Raw genomic sequence first — 18513 nt, forward strand, 5'->3', positions numbered from 1 at the left:
CATTGCCGAAAGGAATGCTCCGCGCCAAAATCGCTCAAGACCCGCTGTAAACGTCGGGACTTGCCACGGGCCGTGATGGCCGTCCGGCCCAAAAAGGGTCGCAGATAGCTCTGCCCTGGAGCCTGCCAAATCCGCTCCTGCAGGCAGACCGCTCCAAAGCTGCACCACCAACTCAGGGTCTTTTTTTTCGCACTCTCGCCCTTGGCGTCTTTTGCCGAAGATCCTCCGCCGCTTGCTCTTCGGCGCTCTGCGCCCAAGCCTGCATCGCCTTGTTCCCCAAGCGCCGCACTTCGGCGACCAACCACTCCTCAATCTGGTCCGCCGTGCCGCTCGGGGATTCCGTCAGGTCCAGAATCGCTTCAAATCGCTCCAGCAATTCAGGGTGACTGCGCAGTTTCTCCAACAATTGTTTCTCCCGCTGGGGATCGGACGACTGGCCATGAGTTGTTTGCATGGACGATCACATTTAAGCACCTGCACGCAAAAGTACACATCATTGTCAGGATGCCCAACCAGCTGGCACCACTTTCAATCACACCCAGGTCCACTGGCACGGTTTGGCGCTTACGGATGGAAGAATAGTGCTCAAAAGTAACCCGGTTGAGAATTTTGGGACGATTCGGGAGGACTCGGAAAGACAATCAAGCGCCTGCGAGTTGGCTTGGACGGCTTGGCGGGGGATTCCACGTCTAGTCTTTAGCGTATTTCGGCGGGGCTCAGCAGCATGAGCAAGGCCGTGAGTTCATTGGTCCATACCGGCATGGATTTTCGAGAGCCCTCCTTCGATCGATGCGGCTTTACGGGAAAAGGAAGCCCGCGCAATTCACTCGCGGACGACGAATCAGTCTGACCATGAGAGCAAGACTTTTACAGACCGATCCCGAAAGGACTTTTGCATTGGTTTTCGACGAAGGAGACGAAGTGGTGAGCAATCTCCTGACGTTTGCCGAAGAGCAAAAAATTCAGAGCAGTCATTTCAGTGGAATCGGCGCTTTTGCCAACGTAACCCTGGGATACTTCGATTTGGAGCGGCGCGATTACAAGCATCTGCCCATAGCTGATCAGGTCGAGGTTCTTTCGCTCATCGGAAATGTGGCATTCGCGGGAACGGAACGAAAAATCCATGCCCACGTTGTTCTGGGCAAACGTGACGGAACCGCTCATGGAGGCCATCTTTTGGAAGCGCACGTTCGTCCGACCCTCGAGTTGGTGTTGATTGAGTCGCCTGCACACCTTCAGCGCGAGACTGATCCCAAAACGGGGCTACCGCTGCTTAAGCTTTAACGCATCGATGGAGGCTGGGTGACTATCGGGGCTCGGGGATCTTGCCTTGTGAACAAATTGCCACCGCCAGTCCTCGGCACCGCCGCGATGGCAGCAACCGTGCTGGCCACAAATTGTGAGCTAACCTCTGCTTGAATAGGCGATGGTGGTAAGAAGAGCGCTCTTGGCTTGGGGTGAATCCAAGAGAGTGTGCTGCACGATTACCGGCTGAACCAGCCGAACTCCATCCAGCGGGCAAACCATTCCTTGATATCGGTGGCGATTTGCTCGGGCGGTTTTTTGTTTTCGGCGAAGGCCGTCGCGCAGGCGTCCGCCAGTGTTGCGCCCGAGCGTAGCGCCTGGAGGAGTCGGAACGCTTCGGGATCGAGACGTTGGTAGTAGACGGAGAAGTTGGCCCGGTGAACCGCGAGATGAATGGGCGCGCGACTTCGGCGGATGCTCACTGTCTCGCGCTGCCGGGGGGCAGCGATCGACACCGCATTGCTGACTGCAACGGCTCCGGTTCGTTTGAGCTTACGCATGAGTTCATCGACGGGATGACCAAGCTCCAGCAGATTAAGATACGGTTGGAGTTGGAGTCGCAGGCGATCGGGAGGCGTTTGGGCAATCTGCTCCGCCTTGGGCGTCGGCTTTTCCGGATCGTCGAACGCAAGGACGCGCGCCCATTCCACTCGAGCCACGTCGAGGGCGAGGTCCGTCCGGGGGCAGGTGTATTCCGGGCGCTCTGCCAGAAATGCGACGAGACGGGAGCCGAGATCGCGCAAAGTCCAGGAATGCGATCCGCAGGCTTCGAGGTAAGCGACGGCGAGCTTTTCGAATTTGCCTTCGCCCAGGACCGCGCGCAGGCCACGAAAATCTTCGCCGAGGGCGCCGAGCAGCCGCCACCAGTATTGTTGGTTGTAGATTTGGAGTCGCTCGAAAGCGCTCAGGCGATCATTGGGTTTGATGAAGCGCTCGGCTATCCCGGCGTTCGCGGGCCGCATGCGCTCGTCGGAATTGAGCGAACGAACGAGTGCTCCTGCGATGGCACGCTGAATGTCGCCGAGCTTTGGCTGAGCAGGATTGCGCGCGCGAGTGTGCCGGCTACGCCGCGATGGTATTGGCATGGGGCAGGTAGCGGTTGGCCTTGAGCGCTTCGGCATGGACTTCGTCGAAGCTGGGGATGCGGTCGTCCCATTCCAGCAGCGTGGCCGTCCGGCCGATGCGACCGATGGCATGGGCGTAGATTTTCCACACCGGGTCGAGCACCGGATGATCGTGCGTGTCGAGAAGGTAGCGCTCGTATTGGGTGTGGCCGGCGATGTCGATCTGCGCCACGCGTTCGACAGGCACCGCGTCGAGGTAGACGTAAGGATCGAAGTCGTGGTTTTTCGAGGAGACGTAGATGTTGTTGACGTCGAGGAGAATGCCGCAATCGGCCCGCTCGACCACTTCGCCAAGAAATTCCCACTCGGTCATTTCCGAGGCATGGAACTCGGCGTAGCTGCTGACATTCTCGACGGCGACAGGGATGCCCACGGTGTCCTGGACTTCGCGGATGTTGCGCGCGGTCCATTCCACGGCTTCCCAAGTGTAAGGCATCGGGAGAAGGTCGTGGGTAAAGCGTCCGCCCACGCTACCCCAACAGAGGTGATCGCTCAGCCAGGGTGTGCCGGTGCGTTTGACGAGCCCCTTGAGTTTGCGCAGGTGGCCGCGGTTGGGCCGCGCGGCATTGCCGAAATACATGGAAACGCCGTGCTGAATGACGCGATACTGCTCGAGGATCTGGTCGAGCACATGGAGCGCGCGCCCACCATCGACCAGGTAATTCTCCGAGATGATCTCGAACCAATCGACGACCGGTTTCTTTTCGAGGATCTGGCCGTAGTGTGGAATACGCAGGCCGATGCCGATGCCGTATTCGGTGAACGCGTTGAAGCGGTTGGCGGGCATGAAAAAGGGGTTGTCGATTTTCGATTGGCGATTGCTGACTTGGGGTGAGTGTGAGTCGCGATTCAATCGGCAATCGGCAATCGCCATTCGGAAGCTGCAGTTGGGAGATGCGGGGCCCCGGCCAGAGATCGCGACCGGAGCCCCGGAGAGATTTGCTCGCCGGCTCTTACTTGCCGTGGACGGGCTTGCCATCTTTCATGGCGCAACCGCCCTTGCCCTTGCAGGAATTCTTGCCGGCGCAGCCGTTGTCGCCGGTCTTGCAGCCGCCCTTGCCTTTACAGCCATTCTTCCCCGAGCAGTCGTGCGTCTCGCCCTTCTTATCATCGGCGAGGACGCCGGCATTGGGCGCGCCGCTCTTGACCGTCGTGGTTGCGGCGTGAAGTTGGGCGGTGAAGCCTCCGGAGAGAAGGCCCGCGATGGCGGCGCCGGCGAGCAGCGCTTTGCTGGTGGATTGATTTTTCATGATCGTGGTTATGTGTGTTTGTTTTTTGTTTTGTTATTCGCGTTCCCTGTGCGCGGGGATTTCCGCGTTCAGGAACGCAAAATGGGTGCGTTTCAGGCCGGGGTCGGCGCGGTGACGGGAACGGCCATTGAAGCCGCCGATCTCTTGTGACGGAGGCGGATGATCAAGCGATCGAGAGAGAGCGCGCCGGGTCCGAAAACCAGGACGATAACCGTCGCTAATAGAAACAGAAACGGGTCCGCCGCGGTGAACTTGTCGGGATCGTTGAAGATGTTTTCCACGACCTCGATCTCGGCCGTCAAATAGGCGACGATCATCGTGGCGACGAGCGGGAGCGCGGCGAGGCGCGACGCCAGGCCAACCAGCAAGAGCAGTCCACCAAAGCATTCCGTGGCGCCCGCGAGCGAGGCATTGATTCCAGGAAACGGAATGTGAAGCGTGGCGAAGAATTCCGTTGTCTGGTCGAGGTTCATGAGTTTGCCCTTCCCGGTCTGGAAGAACGACCAGCCCCAGTAGATCCGCAGCGCGAACAGCAGCGCAGGTTGAAGCGAAGAACAGAGCCGGATCAGTGAAGTGTATGCGGTGACGGGCGTGAATTTCATGCGCAGTTTGTCGTCAGCGGCGCGCGTTCCTTACACGCGTTTGTGAGTTTTCTTTCCGCGCATCGGAATCGGAGCAGCATGCCCGGGCCAATGGTTGCCAGGTGCGCGAATCATGCCCGATTCGTCGATCTCCTGCCGCGTTTCCTGACAGCGGCATCGATACCTTTTGGATTTTGGAAGTTATTCGCGAATCCGTTCGCGGAGCGCTTGCTTCAAGCGCGACCTTGCGTCGCCTGCCAGGACTGGCTGTTTCGATTTAGCCAGGTGTTCCGGCAGACGCTGCGCGGCATCGCGGATCAAATCCAATTGGGCCGCATAGCGTGCACAGTCCTTGCAGAACCAGCGGTGCAGACCCAACTGGGTGCGGGTGGTGAATGGCAGTTCGCGATCGCGATCTTCCGAAGTGAGCCGAGTTACCTCCCGACAATCCGGGGTGACACGCCAGACCACCCCGGCAATTCTCGCGCTGAGCCAGAAAGAAGGCTGGTGGTCGGCAGGTGCGGAAGACATCGCCAAATTAGTGGCACGGGAAGCAAAAAACTTACACTCTTTCTTCGCGAAAGGGGGGATCTCCGCCAATTCGTCGTCTCGATCATAGCCGCGCGACTCCCTGTCCTTGGAAAAAGCTCGTTTCCAGATGTTCCCGCAGTGCCATGCGCGCCCGATGCAACATGACCCAAAGATTTGCCTCGCTGATCTTGAGCGTGACGCAGATTTCCTTGCTCGGAATATCGTCAATTTCCCGCATGGTGAACACCGCCGCGATGCGCTCGGGAAGGCGGGCGAGTCCCGCTTCCAGCGCCTGCCAGAATTCGGCGCGCTTCATCGCTTCTTCACCTTCGGGCTTCCACTCGGAGGGGCCGCGTTCGTGTATCCAGTAATTCTCACCGTCGAAGCGGTCTGAATGTGCGTCGCCAAAAAATTCCAAATCCGTGAAGTTGGTCTCGCGTCCCAGCTTGCGGAAGTGGTCGCAAATCTTGTTCTTCAAAATGCCCACGAGCCAACTGCGTTCGCTTGACCGCCCGCCGAATTTTTCATGCGTCCGAACAGCCACAAGCAGTGTTTCCTGCACGAGATCTTCTGCGACCTCTTCTTTGCGCACGCGGAGGAGCGCGAAGCGATAGAGGCAATCTCCATGTGCGTCGACCCAACAATCGGGATCGGCTTGGGGTAGCACTGGGGATGGCGCCGTGGTCACGAGTTCAGGCTGGTTCATGGGGGGCGGTGGTTTCGGAACTGGTCTCGAAGGCCCGATGCAACTGCTCCTCCTGGAAAGGCGAGCAGTGCACGAGCGCCACTGCGCGGCGGGAAAGAGAGACCAATAAATCGAATCCGGAACGCTCGATGAGGGAGACCCCGGCGAGGTCAATCGTCACCCTGCGGCCGGTAGCGAGCGACCGCTCGCAAGCATCACGAAACTCGACAATCCACGGTCCGGCCAGATGACCTTCCAGGCGCAGAGTGGTTGCGGTTTCGCTTTCGGAAATGGCAGAAATTCGGAGCATGAGAATTCGGTTTGCGTTGCGAGCCGCGCTATTCGCAACCGACGTGCCACGAACCGATTCGATCGGCGAAAGGTCCGCGTTTACTCCGGAAAATTTCCGATTTTCCGCCTGGAAGAGGATCCCTGCTGTTCGACCCACGAACTCCGTGGCCACGAGCTTTCGTGGCTCACCCGCGCGATTTCGTGGCTTCCCGCTTATCCTACCTGGCCGGACGCACGATACCGAGCTTTTGCATCCGGCTGCGCAGAGTGCTTGGCTGGAGATTCAGGATTTTGGCCGCGCCATTCGCTCCCTCGATGCGCCAGTTGGTCTGCTGGAGCACAGATGCGATATGTTGCCGCTCCACGTCTTCCAACGCATTCCCTGACGTCGCCCCCAATGGCGTCGACAACGGCTCCGCCGCATCGATCATCGCTCGTTCCGGTGTCCAGCCAGGCCCTTGCGCCATTACGCCAGTTGCGCCGGGCAATGCTCCCTTTTCCACGGTGAGTAGCGATCCGGTCGATAAAACCACGGCCCGCTCGATTACATTTTGCAATTCGCGAATGTTCCCCGGCCACGGATACTGACACAACCGAGCCATGGTTTCTTCGGCAATCTGGCCTAGCGATTTTCCCAGCTTGCGGGCAAATTTTTCGAGGAAGAACATCGTCAGTAACGGGATGTCGTTCGCGCGCTGGCGCAGTGGCGGCATTGTCAGGGGAACGACGTTCAGACGGTAAAACAGATCGCTGCGGAATTTCCCTTCGCGCACCATGGTTTCGAGGTCGCGATTCGTCGCGGCAATGACCCGCACGTCGACTTTCACGGTCTTCGTGCTGCCAATCGGTTCGAATTCCTGCTCTTGCAACACCCGCAGCAATTTCACCTGCGTCTCCGGCGGCAGTTCTCCCACTTCGTCGAGGAAAATAGTGCCGCCATCGGCGAGTTCAAAACGTCCTTCCCGATTGGCGATCGCGCCCGTGAAGGCCCCCTTGACGTGACCAAAAAGTTCACTCTCCACCAAGCCCGTGCTGATCGCACCGCAGTTCACCTTGACCAGTGGCCGTTCGCGCCGGGGGCTGCGATCATGAATGGCGCGGGCGATCAGTTCCTTGCCTGTGCCAGTCTCACCGCAAATGAGCACGGTGGAATCCGTCGAGGCAACCCGGTCGACTTGCCGGAGAACCTGGAGCAGCGACGGGCTGTTGCCGACGATCTCCACGAAGTTGTGCTGACTGCGGATTTCCTCCTGGAGGTAAGTGTTCTGCGCTTCGAGCCGTGCTTTGTCCTGCTCCATCAGCACCCGATCGGTGATATCGAGAAACATCGTGCGCGTATATTTTCCGCTGGGATCAGGCCGTGACCACCATTGGATCCAAAACGGCTTGCCGTTGTCCTTCCGCCGCATTTCCAGGACCACACCGCTCGTGTCCGTCCCGCGGCCGATGGACTCAAATGCCTCGCGCATTCTGCGCTGCGCGTCCGGCGTATCAGGCGCGAAGGTCTTGCCATAAGTGTGCGGCACGTCTTCGGGTTTAATTCCCAGAATCCGTATCGCGGCGCGATTCGCGCGGATGAAATGAGAATCAAGTTCTTCATGGACGTAGGCGATCGGCGCCTCGTCGAACAAGTCGCGAAAGCGTTCCTCGCTCGCGTCGAGTGCCTTGCTCGTTTCCTCGAGTTCGTGGGTGACCTCTTCCTTCTGCTGCTCCAGCCGGGCGATCTTCTGCGCCGCGAGTTCCTCGCCAAGGCGGCGCATTTCCTCCTGCACGAGACAATCGTCCAGCGCCACCGCCACCGCGCTGGCCACTTGGTTCATGAAAGCGTGTTGGAGTGCGGCATACGATTCCTTTCCCGCGGCCAGGAAAAAGAGGGCCCCGCGCACGCGGTCGCCGGCCACCAGTGGCAGGACGCAGGCGGATTCCATTTGCTCCCGCTGCATCATCTCGGAAGTTTTCGGAAAACGTTCGGAAACCTCCCGCCGCGTCGCGGCCACATACCACTCGCGATTCTTCATCACCCACTCCGCCGCTGAGCCTTTCGCCTCATGTAAAGTGGGCGGCGCACCTTCCGACCGAATGTTCTTCTGGTTCAGGATGTGGGCTTGAATGCGAGCTCCCGCCACCGGCAGGGCGATGCCAAAACAGTCCGTAGGCACGGCCGTTTGCAGGCATTCCGCGAGCGCGCCGAAAAGGACGTCGCGTTGCAGGTGATGTCCGATGGCTCGGGTAATGTTGAGCAGCGCTTCCGTCTCGATGTGGGTGCGCCGAAGTTCGGCGTGTGCCTGCCGCAAACGGTCGTCGGCCTGTTTTCGCTCCAGTTCCGCGCAGCCGCGGGCCGCGAAAATCTTCAACGTCGCAATGTCCTCCTCGGTCGGCTCCATCGGCTGGGTGTGGAGAACAGCGATGTGACCAATCGTGCGGCCGCTGGCGTTGCGCATGGGCACCCCGACGTAACTTTCCGCCCCAATCTGCTGCAACCAGACGTCCTCGGGAAATTTTGCGGCCAGACCGGAGGTGGTCATGCACACGTGACCGGCCGCGACCCGTTGGCACGGGGTGCCGGGAAAGCGGTAGGTGAAGCCTGCCCCAAAGTCGGACCCCTCCCAATAGGCGAGCGATTGTGATTCGAGTTCGCTCAACGTTTCTGCGGCGAAGGCGTAGCGAGCACCGAGCGCTTGCGCTGCGTAGCGTGCGAGGGAGCGGAAGAACTCGTCGCCCGTGGCGCTGGCGGTGCCTTCGGCCAGCGCCCGCAGAGCGCGGTCGGCTCGCTTGTAAGTGGTCACATCACGGGAGGATGCCAGCAGTCTTTCGGGTTTGCCCGATTCATCGGCAATTGGGCTGACCACCACATCGAACCATTTTGGCGTGCGGCTCTGCCTAGTCGGAAAGTAGCCGACAAATTTGCCGACGCTGCCCTCGCGTGCCTTGCTCACCGCCGCTTCCGCCGCTTCGCGATCCGCGCCCTGCCAAAAATCGATCCACGATGCGCCGATGAATGACTGGAGATCGCAAATCTCCAGCAATTTCATTCCACCGGCATTCATGGAAAGTAAGCGCCCTTCGAGATCGAGCACCTTGATGCAATCAGGGCTGTTTTCGACGAGCCGTGCGGCGAGTTCGCTCTCCGCAACGGGAGCGGGGCTCGATGCTACTTCGACTCGATTAGTGCGCGTTGACATGAGACGCAGGCTCTCACGGCTAACACTACTGGCAATGCATTAAAACGACGAAATGGGCCGGCCAACGCGGGAGCCGTGAAGCCGTGGCGTTCATTGCAGAACAGGGGCCAAAACCAAACGGCATAATTTCGGAAGCTTTTTGTAAGGATCGCGTTGATCGCGCGACGAAGGCTCAGACGTGGAGGAACCGTCGCACTCTCAAGGCGTGTGGCTCCCCGGTTCTGTCGCCCGATCCATCACCAACCAACTCGACAAATTGAATCATCCTACCCGCAACAAATCCGTGTGCCGTCCCTTCAGCGCCAGCCGCCTGTTTGACGCACGATTCGCCGAATCTCCGGTCGTCGCGACCGCTCCCCTCCGGCGCCCTCAGGCACTCGCGCAGAGCATTGCCGCCTTTCTGATCGGGATCGCATTTTGGCTTCCCGCAGTCGCACCCGCGGCGAGCATTACTTGGGGGGCGGCAACGAGTATTTCAGGAGATTCTGAGGTGAGCACCGGCGGCGCGTTGGTCGGGGCCTTCAATGTGGGTGCCGCCGACGCCGGCAGCCCGACCGTCAATGGCGTCACCTTCACCGAGTTTGTCTTGAACGCGGGCAGCACCGGCGGTGCGCAGGGAAATTTCAGTCTCTCCTCCGGCGCCATCGTCGGCGCGAGCAATGCCGCAGGCTCGGGTAGTGCGCCATTTACCGGGCTGTCCGCATCCTATCAGGCCCTCCTCCAGAGTGAGGGAGGGGCGGTCCCTGTCGCCACTCCTTTCACGCTTACCATGAGCGGGCTTTCCGTCGGCCAGACTTACCAATTCGAGTGGTGGGCCAATATCTCCAGTTCCAGCTTTGCCAACGATCTGACCACGGCAACCGCCGGAAACACGGTGACGCTGGATTCCAACAAAACGAATGCGGTCGGTGGCATCGGCCAGTTTGCCATCGGCACATTTGTCGCCGACAGCACCAGTCAGGCGATCGTCTTCAACTCCGCAGGCGAGGCGATCATCAACGCCTTTGAATTGCGGGTCGCTCCTCCACCATCGGCGTTCTGGACGGGTGATCAGGATGGCACCTGGACGACGAGCAATGCCGGCAATACGAACTGGGCGACCGCGGCGGCTGGCACGATCGACGCCGGCTTGATTCCCGGCGCCCCTATCAATGTAACCTTCTCCGCCGCTGGTGCAGTCAACCAAAACACAACGCTGGGAGCGAATTTCACCATCCATCGCCTGACGGTCAGTGATCCGAATCCGGTAACCATCAGTAGTGGCGCGGGCGGTCCCTTCACCCTGACCATCGCGGGCGATGCCGGCACCGGAATCACCGTGAACAGTGGTTCGAACCTGACGATTAATTCCAACCTCACGCTCGGCGGCGCTTCGGATACGATCACCGTAGACGGCACCGGGGTGGCCACGATCGCCGGGGTGCTCGGTGGCAACAATGGCCTGATCAAAGCCGGCGCGGGCCTGCTGACTCTCAGCAACAGTGGGAACAACTACACCGGTGCGACGCAGATTCAGGACGGCACGCTGAAGCTGGGCGCCGATAATGCGGTGCCCGCAGGAAGCGCGAGCACCGTCAACGCGCCTACCGGCACCGGCAACGCCGTTCTCGATTTGAACGGGCATCGTCTCACCGTCAGCGGCCTCACCCTCGTGGCGGAAATCGGGCTCGGTCAATCGACGGTGGATGTGAATGGCGGCGTGCTGACTTTGGCCGGCGACGTCAACGTCATCGACTCGGTCTTCAAGCCGGGCAATAATTTTGCGCCCATTATCCAGGATGGAATCGGTGGCGGGGCGGTGGATCTGGGAAATGCCACGCGGACCTTCAATATCGCCGGTCAAAATGTTCAGGTTCGGGATCTGATCGTAAACGCCGTCATTCAGGGCAACGGCGGGATCGTGGTGAATGCCGCGCCCAGCACGTTTAACGGCACCGAGGGAGGCATTGTTTTGGAAGCGGTCAATACCTACACCGGCAGCACGACGGTGGCGCAGGGACGCCTCACTGCGCTGACCAGCGGCGCATTGCCGGCGACGACGGACTTGATCCTCGGGACCGCCAACTCCGCGCTCGCTGGCGACGTGGATATCTTCGGGACCGCGCAGACCGTCAACAGCATCTCTGTCGCTGCTGGGAACGCCGGCGGCGCCAGCAATATCATTGAGTCGACCTTTGGCGGCGCCATTTTCACGGTGAGCAGCACGACCACGAACAGCACCTTTGGCGGCCTGATTACCGGCGACCTCGAGTTGGACAAGGAGGGCGTCGGAACCACGCTCACGGTGACGGGGGCCAATACTTACGGCAACGGCACTGTCCTCAAGAATGGGACGTTACGCACGCAGAACATCTCCGCCTTGGGGGCTGGCTCGGTCCAGATCCAGGGCGGCAGGTTGCAGGTGAAAGGGCCCCTGAACGTCGATTCGCTGCTTTGGAGCGGGGGCAGAATCAGCCTCGAGCCGGCGGCTGGCGACGTGATCAATTCTGCTTCCTCCTTCGTCAATGCCGGTAGCGGGGGAGCCTTCGAAATCGACCCCACAGGCCTGCAGCGAACCACCTACACCCTCGTCAATTTCGTCAACCCAACGAACTTTGTCGTCAGCGACTTCAGTGCATTTGCCCTGAATTCCAACTTTCTCGTCCAGGGGACATTTTTGCTCAATCCCACCAACGTGCAGTTCACCGTCACGGGCGTTACGATGACCGGGCCCCTGCTCCAAAATAGCGCACCGGTAGGAGTTCCGACCTTTGCCGATTTTATCGTCAATGGGCCGGTCACGACGGGCGGCCCGACGGAGAGCAATACGGTCAACACGCTCACCTTCTTTCCCGACAGTTCGCTGAAGATCTTCAATACGCTGCACGTGACCACCGGCCCGGTGAACCTCGTCGGCAATTCGAGCATCGATCTCGAGAACGCCACGCTGGACGTCAATCAACTGAATGTGCTCCCCAAGGGTTTTCTCGGCGGAAACGGAAACATCCTTGGCAACCTTTTCAATGCCGGAATCGTCAGCCCTGGTCACTCGCCGGGACACATTCACGTGACTGGCAACTACACGCAGACCGCTGCTGGTCTTCTAAAGATCGAAATCGGTGGGCGCGATCTTAACCAGCACGATTTGCTGAGCGTGGACGGCACCGCGAAACTCGACGGCGCGTTGCAACTCGTGCGAGTCAATCATTTCAAGCTGAAGCGCAACAAGCCGGTCACCTTCCTGACGGCCAACGAAGGCGTGAACGGCAGGTTTGCCACGGTGGAGAATGATTTCACCAGCGACACCATTCTCGAGCCCACGGTGGTCTATCGAAAAAACAGTGTCGCGCTGGAAGCCGTGCAGGGTTCCTTCGAGACGTTCGCGCAGAATTCGGGACTCACTTCCAACCAACGCTCCGTGGCAAAAGCGCTGGACAATGTGGTGAACGCCAGGAGGGCGAACTCGCTCATCGACTATCTCGACTACCGCAAACTCACCGGGCTGCCTGGTGACTTCGACAAGATTGCTCCGGAGGAACTGACCTCCATCTTCACTATCGGCACCTCCCTGGCCGGCGTGCAGTCGCAAAACATCCAGCGCCGCAATGATGATATCCGTAGCGGCTCCAGCGGCTCCAGCGGCTTCAGTGCCGCGGGGCTCGCCGTCAACGGTGCCGGTCCGAGCTACAGCGGCACCTTCGGTTCCGCTGGTCCTTTAGGCTCTTTCAACCCTACCGGTCCTTCCGATGATGAAAAGGACGTAGCCGACCAAAAGGACAGTAGGGACGTCGTCGCCCCCGCCGGGAACCGCTGGGGCGCCTTCCTCTCCGGCACTGGTGAATGGGTCAGCGTGGGCAATACCGACAACGCTCGTGGTTATGACTTGAGCAGCGGCGGCTTCACCCTCGGCATGGATTACAAGGTCACTTCCACCTTCGCCATCGGCCTGGCTGCCGGCTATACCGGCACCAGCGCAGACCTCGCCGATCGCGGTCGTGTGTGGGTCAATGGCGGTAAGATCGGTATCTACGCCACGTTCTTCCCAAACGAGCAGACGACCGCGGCGCCGATGATGTCGAAAGACTCCTCGCCAGAGGCTCCCGCCCCGACGCCCAGTCCGGCCAGGGGCTTCTATGCCGACCTGGCAGCCTTCGGCGGTTACAACAGCTACGACACCCGCCGCAATGCCCTGCAGGGTGAAGCCCGCGGCGACACGGCGGGTGGCGAACTCAATGCGCTCTTCGGCGCCGGCTACGATTTCAATAAAGGCGGCCTGACTTTTGGCCCCGCCGCCAGTTTCAATTACACCTATATCGGCACCAACGAATTCACCGAGCACGGCTCGCTTGCTCCGTTGAATATCCACGGCGGCAAAGGCGAATCCCTGCGCACCGCGCTCGGTTTCAAGGCCAGCTACGATTGGAAAGTCGGCGGCGTCCTGATCAAGCCGGAGCTCCGCGCCGCCTGGCAGCACGAGTATGGCGACTCTGCTTACGCCCTCAATTCCAGCTTCGGCGGCGGGACCGGCAACTCCTTCCTTGTCAACGGCCCCCAACTTGGCCGCGACAGCGCGCTGCTCGGCGCCGGCTTCGCCATCCAGTTCAACGACCGGATGTCGACCTACTTCTACTACGACGGCGAAGTTGGACGGAAGAATTACCAGTCGACCAGCATCACGGGCGGCTTTCGCGTGGCGTTCTAAAGCGGCGTAGCGCGGTTGTTCACCTCCCATGCGGTCCGGCGAACGCATCGAGAATGACGGCTGGTAAATTTTGAACCCGAGTGGCTCGGGCCCGTTTGCCCCAACCGATCGAGAAATATTAGCGCCTGGCCAAAATCGTGACACCTAGTCAGGAAATTCGCGACCTGGCGCGGAGGCGGAAATGCTCTGAATAAGTTAGGGTGAACGACTTGCCAGACCAGCGCGCGTGAGTCTCTTCTACAACATGCGTATCCTCGTAGTCGAAGACGATAGCCGAATTGCTTCGTTTGTTGCGAAGGGGTTCAAGCAAAACGGCTATTTGGCGGAAATCTCCTCGGATGGGGAGGACGGGCTGCAGAAACTGCAGACCGCGCCATTCGACGCGGCAGTGATCGATCTGATGCTGCCCAAAATGGATGGCCTCAGTTTGATCGAACGGATTCGGAAAGGAAAAACGCCGGTCGCCATCGTCGTCTTGAGCGCAAAGCACTCCGTGGAGGACAAGGTGCGCTGCTTAAGGAGCGGGGCGGATGATTACCTGCAAAAGCCCTTCGCGATATCGGAGTTGCTGGCGCGTGTGGAAGCGATCGTCCGGCGGGTGAGTCGGGAGGCGGAGGTGGAACGACTCGAGTCCGCTGGAGTGGAGATCGATCTTCTGGCCCATATCGCAAAACGTGAGGGGCGGCGAATTGACCTGCAGCCCCGGGAATTTGCGTTGCTCGAATTGCTCGTTCGTAATCGCGGCCGTGCTTTGACGAAGATGCAGTTGTTGGAGCGTCTGTGGGACTATAGTTTCGACCCGCAAACCAACGTCGTGGACGTTCTGGTTTGCCGACTCCGCAACAAATTGGACCGGGGTTTCGATACCAAATTGATTCATACCCTGCGTGGGATCGGTTATGTCTTCCGCCCGGAATAGCCGGCCCTGGCGACGCCTGGATGTACGCCTGGCAGTCTGGCACTCCATGTTGGTTTTCGTCATCCTATCTGCGGTTTTGGTGTTGAGCTATTTCGCGCTACGCAGCCGTGTGGAGGGACAGGATCGTGGCGATGTGCTGTTTCGCCTGAAGCAGTATTCGTCGGTCTACAAGCATTCGGGTCTCGCTGGTGTCGTCGATCTGGCCTCATTGCGGAAGGGGCGTGCGGAAGAGGCGTACTATTTGAGAGTGGCGTCGAAGGATAACCAGTCGCTTTTCGAAAGGGATGCAGACGATTGGTCTGAGTTCGGGCCGAATCAGCTGCGCGAGCGGCCTTACGATGCGGCCGAACTGCAGTGGACCTCGCTACCTTCACCGGAAGGCTATGCGCTTCTCGTGGCGACGGCGCGTTTGCCGGATGGCACGCTGATCCAGGTTGGGAAATCGACCGAGGAGGCCTTCGCGCTTTTGGCACAATACCGCCTCGTCATGCTGGTCATGTTGACGATATCCATGCCCATCAGTTTCGCCGGTGGAGCGCTCCTTGCCAGGAGAGCACTACGCCCTCTTCGGTCTCTCACTCGCACCGTCCGGGAAATCGAGGAGACGGCGAGGTTTTCCATGCGCACGCCGGAAAGTGGAACCGGCGATGAATTGGATGAGTTGTCGCGAGTTTTCAACGCGACCATGGGTCGAATCGAGCGTCTCCTCAAGACCATGCGCGAGTCGCTGGACAATGTGGCTCACGACCTTCGGACGCCAATGACTCGCATGCGGAATCGGGCACAGACTTGCCTCGAAGAGACCGGTGATGTGGTCGCTCTGCATGAGGCGTTGATCGGATGCCTCGAGGAGTCGGATCATATGCTCGAGATTCTGAATACCTTGATGGATATCGCGGAGGCCGAGGCCGGTCTCACCAAGACACCGGTTAAGTTGGTCAGCCTGGTGGGGACGGCGACTTATGTTCGTGATCTCTATTCGGAGGTCGCTGAGGAGCAGGAAATCGCCCTAACTCAGGATGTCTGGGATGATTGTATCGTCCGAGGAGATTCGCTGCTTCTTTTGCGAGTGCTGGCCAACCTCGTCGACAACGCCCTTAAATACACTCCGAAAGGCGGGTCGGTACAGATCGAGGGGCGAACCGACGAAAGGTTCGTCTGGCTTTCGGTGCACGATTCTGGATTCGGAATTTCTCCCGAGGATTTGCCGAAGATTTGGGAAAGGTTGTTCCGCGGCGATCGTAGCCGGTCCAAACAAGGACTCGGTCTCGGTCTGAGTTTTGTCAAAGCGGCTGTGGAGGCCGCCGGAGGGGCCGTTGAGGCGGAGAGTATGCCCGATCAAGGGTCTACTTTTACCGTTATCTTCCCGATTCCCAAAACCGAGGCGCTGGAGCGGGACCTTACTCTTTCGTAATCCGGCGGCAAGGGTGCGGCAAGGATGGGGCACTTATAGTGCCGGCGTCCCTCAGAACGGAAAATTCATTCTGAGGTGATGGATCTCCAGTCGTCATGAGAAAACCAAACACGATGTTGTTGAGCCCGGATCGGGAAAATACCTCCTTGAGGATCGAAGTGTTCGTCCTGTGTGAAACCGCCCAGGAATTTGATGGAAGACTGAATCTGCTCGGAACGTTTGAAACCATTCGAGTTGCGGCTTTGCCAGTCGTGCTTCCGCTACTCACTGTGGCGATACGCTTGAGATATTGGTCGGACGAAGAGGGCGTCCATCGCTGCGTCATTCGATTGATCGATGCAGATGGACGTCCAATATTGGAGGAACTGTGTGGCGACTTTGTCGTCGGTGCGAGTAACGGAAATTCCTCCGATGTGACTAACATTCTCGTTAAGTTGCAAGACCTGTGCTTGGGAGACGAGGGGGAATATGGAATGGAGCTGTACCTCGACGATCATCTCGAAGCCAGCCTGCCGCTGAACATCGAATGCCCTCAATCGAAGCATTAGGGGATGTCCAGTTTATCGCCATGCGGGGTGGCATTATGCGCGCGCAGGCTTCCGAAGAACGCCCCGATTGGTATTACCATCCGGTAATGTTGCGGAAAGGAAAGGGTAAGGCGGGAAAGCGAATTTACGAACGAACCGAGTCAGCACCGCTCGGAAACAACCCCAGAACATTATGAAAGTCGCAACCAATCGTAGTGTCTCCAGACACTCCCGCTCTGCGCAATCCGGATTCTCGCTGGTGGAGGTCGTTCTTGCGGTAGGGATCGTCGCCTTCGCCTTCGTCGCGATTCTGGGCTTGTTGCCCGCCGGGATGAGCCAGTTTCGCCAGACGATCGACAATACTGTCTCGGCCGAGATTGCGCACCGAGTCATCGCGGACGCCCAACAAACCGATTTCGACACGTTGATCGATAAGGCGGACGTGCCGAGTGAACAGTCGAATGACAACTACTTCGCTTTCAGGGCGCCAAGGGTCGCTCAACCCGAATTTCGATACTTCGACGAGCGAGGAGAGGAAGTAGTCCCGCTATCGGAGACGGCCCGTCTCAATCCGGGCTCACTCTCAGACGACGAAAAGTCGCGAGTCGTATATCATGTTCTGGTTCGAGTCATGCCGCAGAGCCCGGTGCCGGAGACATTGGCGGGGATCGGCGGCGGAAAGGAACTCGCGACGCTCACCGTTCAGGTAGCGAGAAATCCCAGCAACCGCGCGATCAAGATTAGCACCGCCGGCAACGACGATGCAAACGAGCCGAATCGGCAGTTATTCACGCAAACACCGGGTGTCAGTTTTCTCACCTACTCCGCTCAAATCGCCCGAAACCAATGAAGACGTCGAAGCGCAAACTCGGCGGTGCATATCTCGCCTTTACACTGGTCGAACTCATGGTCTCCACGGCCATCATTTCGTTGTTGATGGTTATTCTGACCACGATGGTGAACCAGTTTTCCCAGACGTGGCGTTATGCATCGAGTAAAGTAGAAGCGTTTCAGGCAGCACGGGACGGGTTCGAGTCGATGACGCGGAAGCTTAGCCAGGCGACGTTGAACACCTATTGGGATCTCTATTACGTCAATATCGGAGGACGGCAGGCGCCCAAGGATTTCCTCCGGCAATCCCAACTGCGCTTTATCTCGGGTTCGATCGCCAAACTCGCACCCGATAGCAATCGATTTACTCACGGGGTGTTTTTTCAGGCGCCACTTGGAGTGGTAGAGGACCGCGCGGGATTGGGTTCGATGAAGAACCTCTTGAATACCTGGGGCTATTTCGTGGAAGAGGGCGACGACACGCTGTTGCGGCCAAGCTTTCTCCAAGGCCGGGTGCCGATCCGTCGCCGGGGGCGATTGATGGAGTTGATGCAACCGGCGGAGGCGATGTCCGTCTACGACCTGGATCCAAAGGGCGCTCCGAGCCCGGTGACCGGAGATCAACTACGCTGGTTTCGGACGGCTCTGGAAGGTTCCTCCAGGCCGGTACGGTCGATCGCCGAAAATATCGTGGGGCTGATCATCTGGCCGAAATTATCCGCGATGGATTCCAACGCCCGCCGCGATCTCGGGCGGTCACCTCTCTCCCCGAATTACACCTATGATTCGTCGCTTCTTTCCTTTAAGTCCGCAAGGTTTGGGTCAGCTACTTCTCCTATCATCCTCAATGAGGGCGCGAAGGTAACTAACCCAAATGATCCGACGGATGCGGCGACCATCAATCCAAAGAATCAATTGCCCCCGATCGTCCAAGTCACTTTGGTAGCGATCGACGAGCAATCCGCGGCACGAATAGAGGATCGGGGCGCGAGCGGGAACTTCCATCAATTTACGGATGGGCTTTTTCAAGTCGCCTGTGCACCGGGGACCCGGTCGAACCAGCAGACGCAGTATGATAGCGACATCAAAACGATGGAGCAGCGGTTGGTAAACGCGAAGGTCACTTATCGAATTTTTACCACTAATGTCCTGATCCGCGGGGCGAAATGGAGTGTAGCGCAGACCAAATGAT

General features: G+C 59.0%; 16 protein-coding genes. 7 read left to right on the top strand and 9 right to left on the bottom strand.

Annotated features, from left to right (window positions below):
- Window positions 1–172: 172 nt before the first annotated feature.
- Window positions 173–454 carry a hypothetical protein gene (locus CFE428DRAFT_RS29095; protein ID WP_006978743.1) on the bottom strand — a complete coding sequence of 94 codons (282 nt, stop codon included), beginning with the start codon at window positions 452–454 and terminating at the stop codon, window positions 173–175.
- 398 nt (window positions 455–852) lie between these two features.
- Here CFE428DRAFT_RS29095 and CFE428DRAFT_RS36325 point away from each other — a divergent pair, with 398 nt between their 5' ends.
- Entirely contained in the window at window positions 853–1284 is a 432-nt protein-coding gene (locus CFE428DRAFT_RS36325) for a PPC domain-containing DNA-binding protein (protein ID WP_083805402.1), read from the top strand.
- A 200-nt stretch (window positions 1285–1484) separates the two neighbouring features.
- Here CFE428DRAFT_RS36325 and CFE428DRAFT_RS29105 read toward each other — a convergent pair whose 3' ends face one another.
- From CFE428DRAFT_RS29105 to CFE428DRAFT_RS34720, 8 genes are all read right to left on the bottom strand, one after another.
- Window positions 1485–2390, bottom strand: a complete 906-nt coding sequence (locus tag CFE428DRAFT_RS29105; protein ID WP_042726038.1) for an HvfC/BufC family peptide modification chaperone — start codon at window positions 2388–2390, stop codon at window positions 1485–1487.
- Complete coding sequence (bufB, locus tag CFE428DRAFT_RS29110) at window positions 2368–3216, bottom strand: MNIO family bufferin maturase (RefSeq protein WP_042726052.1); 849 nt, start codon at window positions 3214–3216, stop codon at window positions 2368–2370. Before bufB ends, CFE428DRAFT_RS29105 begins: the two co-directional genes overlap by 23 nt.
- A 166-nt stretch (window positions 3217–3382) precedes the next feature.
- The gene (locus tag CFE428DRAFT_RS29115) at window positions 3383–3679 is read right to left on the bottom strand and encodes a hypothetical protein (protein ID WP_006983306.1); all 297 of its coding nucleotides are present in this window, start codon (window positions 3677–3679) and stop codon (window positions 3383–3385) included.
- A gap of 92 nt (window positions 3680–3771) precedes the next feature.
- A complete protein-coding gene (locus tag CFE428DRAFT_RS29120; RefSeq protein ID WP_006983307.1) occupies window positions 3772–4281 on the bottom strand; it encodes a DoxX family protein in 510 nt (169 codons plus the stop codon).
- A 180-nt stretch (window positions 4282–4461) separates the two neighbouring features.
- Complete coding sequence (locus CFE428DRAFT_RS34715) at window positions 4462–4791, bottom strand: anti-sigma factor family protein (protein WP_049975788.1); 330 nt, start codon at window positions 4789–4791, stop codon at window positions 4462–4464.
- Between the two features lie 82 nt (window positions 4792–4873).
- On the bottom strand, window positions 4874–5497 hold the full coding sequence (locus tag CFE428DRAFT_RS29130; protein WP_006983309.1) for a sigma-70 family RNA polymerase sigma factor: 624 nt from the start codon (window positions 5495–5497) through the stop codon (window positions 4874–4876).
- Window positions 5484–5939 carry an STAS domain-containing protein gene (locus tag CFE428DRAFT_RS29135; protein WP_042726039.1) on the bottom strand — a complete coding sequence of 152 codons (456 nt, stop codon included), beginning with the start codon at window positions 5937–5939 and terminating at the stop codon, window positions 5484–5486. The genes CFE428DRAFT_RS29130 and CFE428DRAFT_RS29135 overlap by 14 nt, the downstream gene beginning before the upstream one ends.
- A 46-nt stretch (window positions 5940–5985) precedes the next feature.
- Window positions 5986–8949 carry a sigma 54-interacting transcriptional regulator gene (locus tag CFE428DRAFT_RS34720; RefSeq protein ID WP_006983311.1) on the bottom strand — a complete coding sequence of 988 codons (2964 nt, stop codon included), beginning with the start codon at window positions 8947–8949 and terminating at the stop codon, window positions 5986–5988.
- A 490-nt stretch (window positions 8950–9439) separates the two neighbouring features.
- Here CFE428DRAFT_RS34720 and CFE428DRAFT_RS29145 point away from each other — a divergent pair, with 490 nt between their 5' ends.
- The 6 genes from CFE428DRAFT_RS29145 to CFE428DRAFT_RS29170 all read left to right on the top strand — a co-directional run bounded on the left by CFE428DRAFT_RS29145 (window position 9440) and on the right by CFE428DRAFT_RS29170 (window position 18512).
- A complete protein-coding gene (locus CFE428DRAFT_RS29145) occupies window positions 9440–13630 on the top strand; it encodes an autotransporter outer membrane beta-barrel domain-containing protein (RefSeq protein ID WP_157447675.1) in 4191 nt (1396 codons plus the stop codon).
- 244 nt (window positions 13631–13874) lie between these two features.
- Window positions 13875–14549 (top strand): response regulator transcription factor, encoded by a 675-nt coding sequence (locus tag CFE428DRAFT_RS29150; RefSeq protein WP_042726055.1) that lies wholly within the window; start codon window positions 13875–13877, stop codon window positions 14547–14549.
- A 46-nt stretch (window positions 14550–14595) separates the two neighbouring features.
- Window positions 14596–15963: an ATP-binding protein gene (locus CFE428DRAFT_RS29155; RefSeq protein ID WP_006983314.1), complete on the top strand. Its 1368-nt coding sequence runs from the start codon at window positions 14596–14598 to the stop codon at window positions 15961–15963.
- Window positions 15964–16058: 95 nt separating this feature from the next.
- A complete protein-coding gene (locus CFE428DRAFT_RS29160; RefSeq protein ID WP_042726042.1) occupies window positions 16059–16511 on the top strand; it encodes a DUF6941 family protein in 453 nt (150 codons plus the stop codon).
- Between the two features lie 172 nt (window positions 16512–16683).
- The gene (gene vccB / locus CFE428DRAFT_RS29165; protein WP_006983316.1) at window positions 16684–17340 is read left to right on the top strand and encodes a Verru_Chthon cassette protein B; all 657 of its coding nucleotides are present in this window, start codon (window positions 16684–16686) and stop codon (window positions 17338–17340) included.
- A 56-nt stretch (window positions 17341–17396) separates the two neighbouring features.
- Window positions 17397–18512 carry a hypothetical protein gene (locus CFE428DRAFT_RS29170; protein ID WP_157447676.1) on the top strand — a complete coding sequence of 372 codons (1116 nt, stop codon included), beginning with the start codon at window positions 17397–17399 and terminating at the stop codon, window positions 18510–18512.
- Window position 18513: the final 1 nt, after the last annotated feature.

The organism is Chthoniobacter flavus Ellin428 (assembly GCF_000173075.1).
GTDB lineage: Bacteria > Verrucomicrobiota > Verrucomicrobiia > Chthoniobacterales > Chthoniobacteraceae > Chthoniobacter > Chthoniobacter flavus.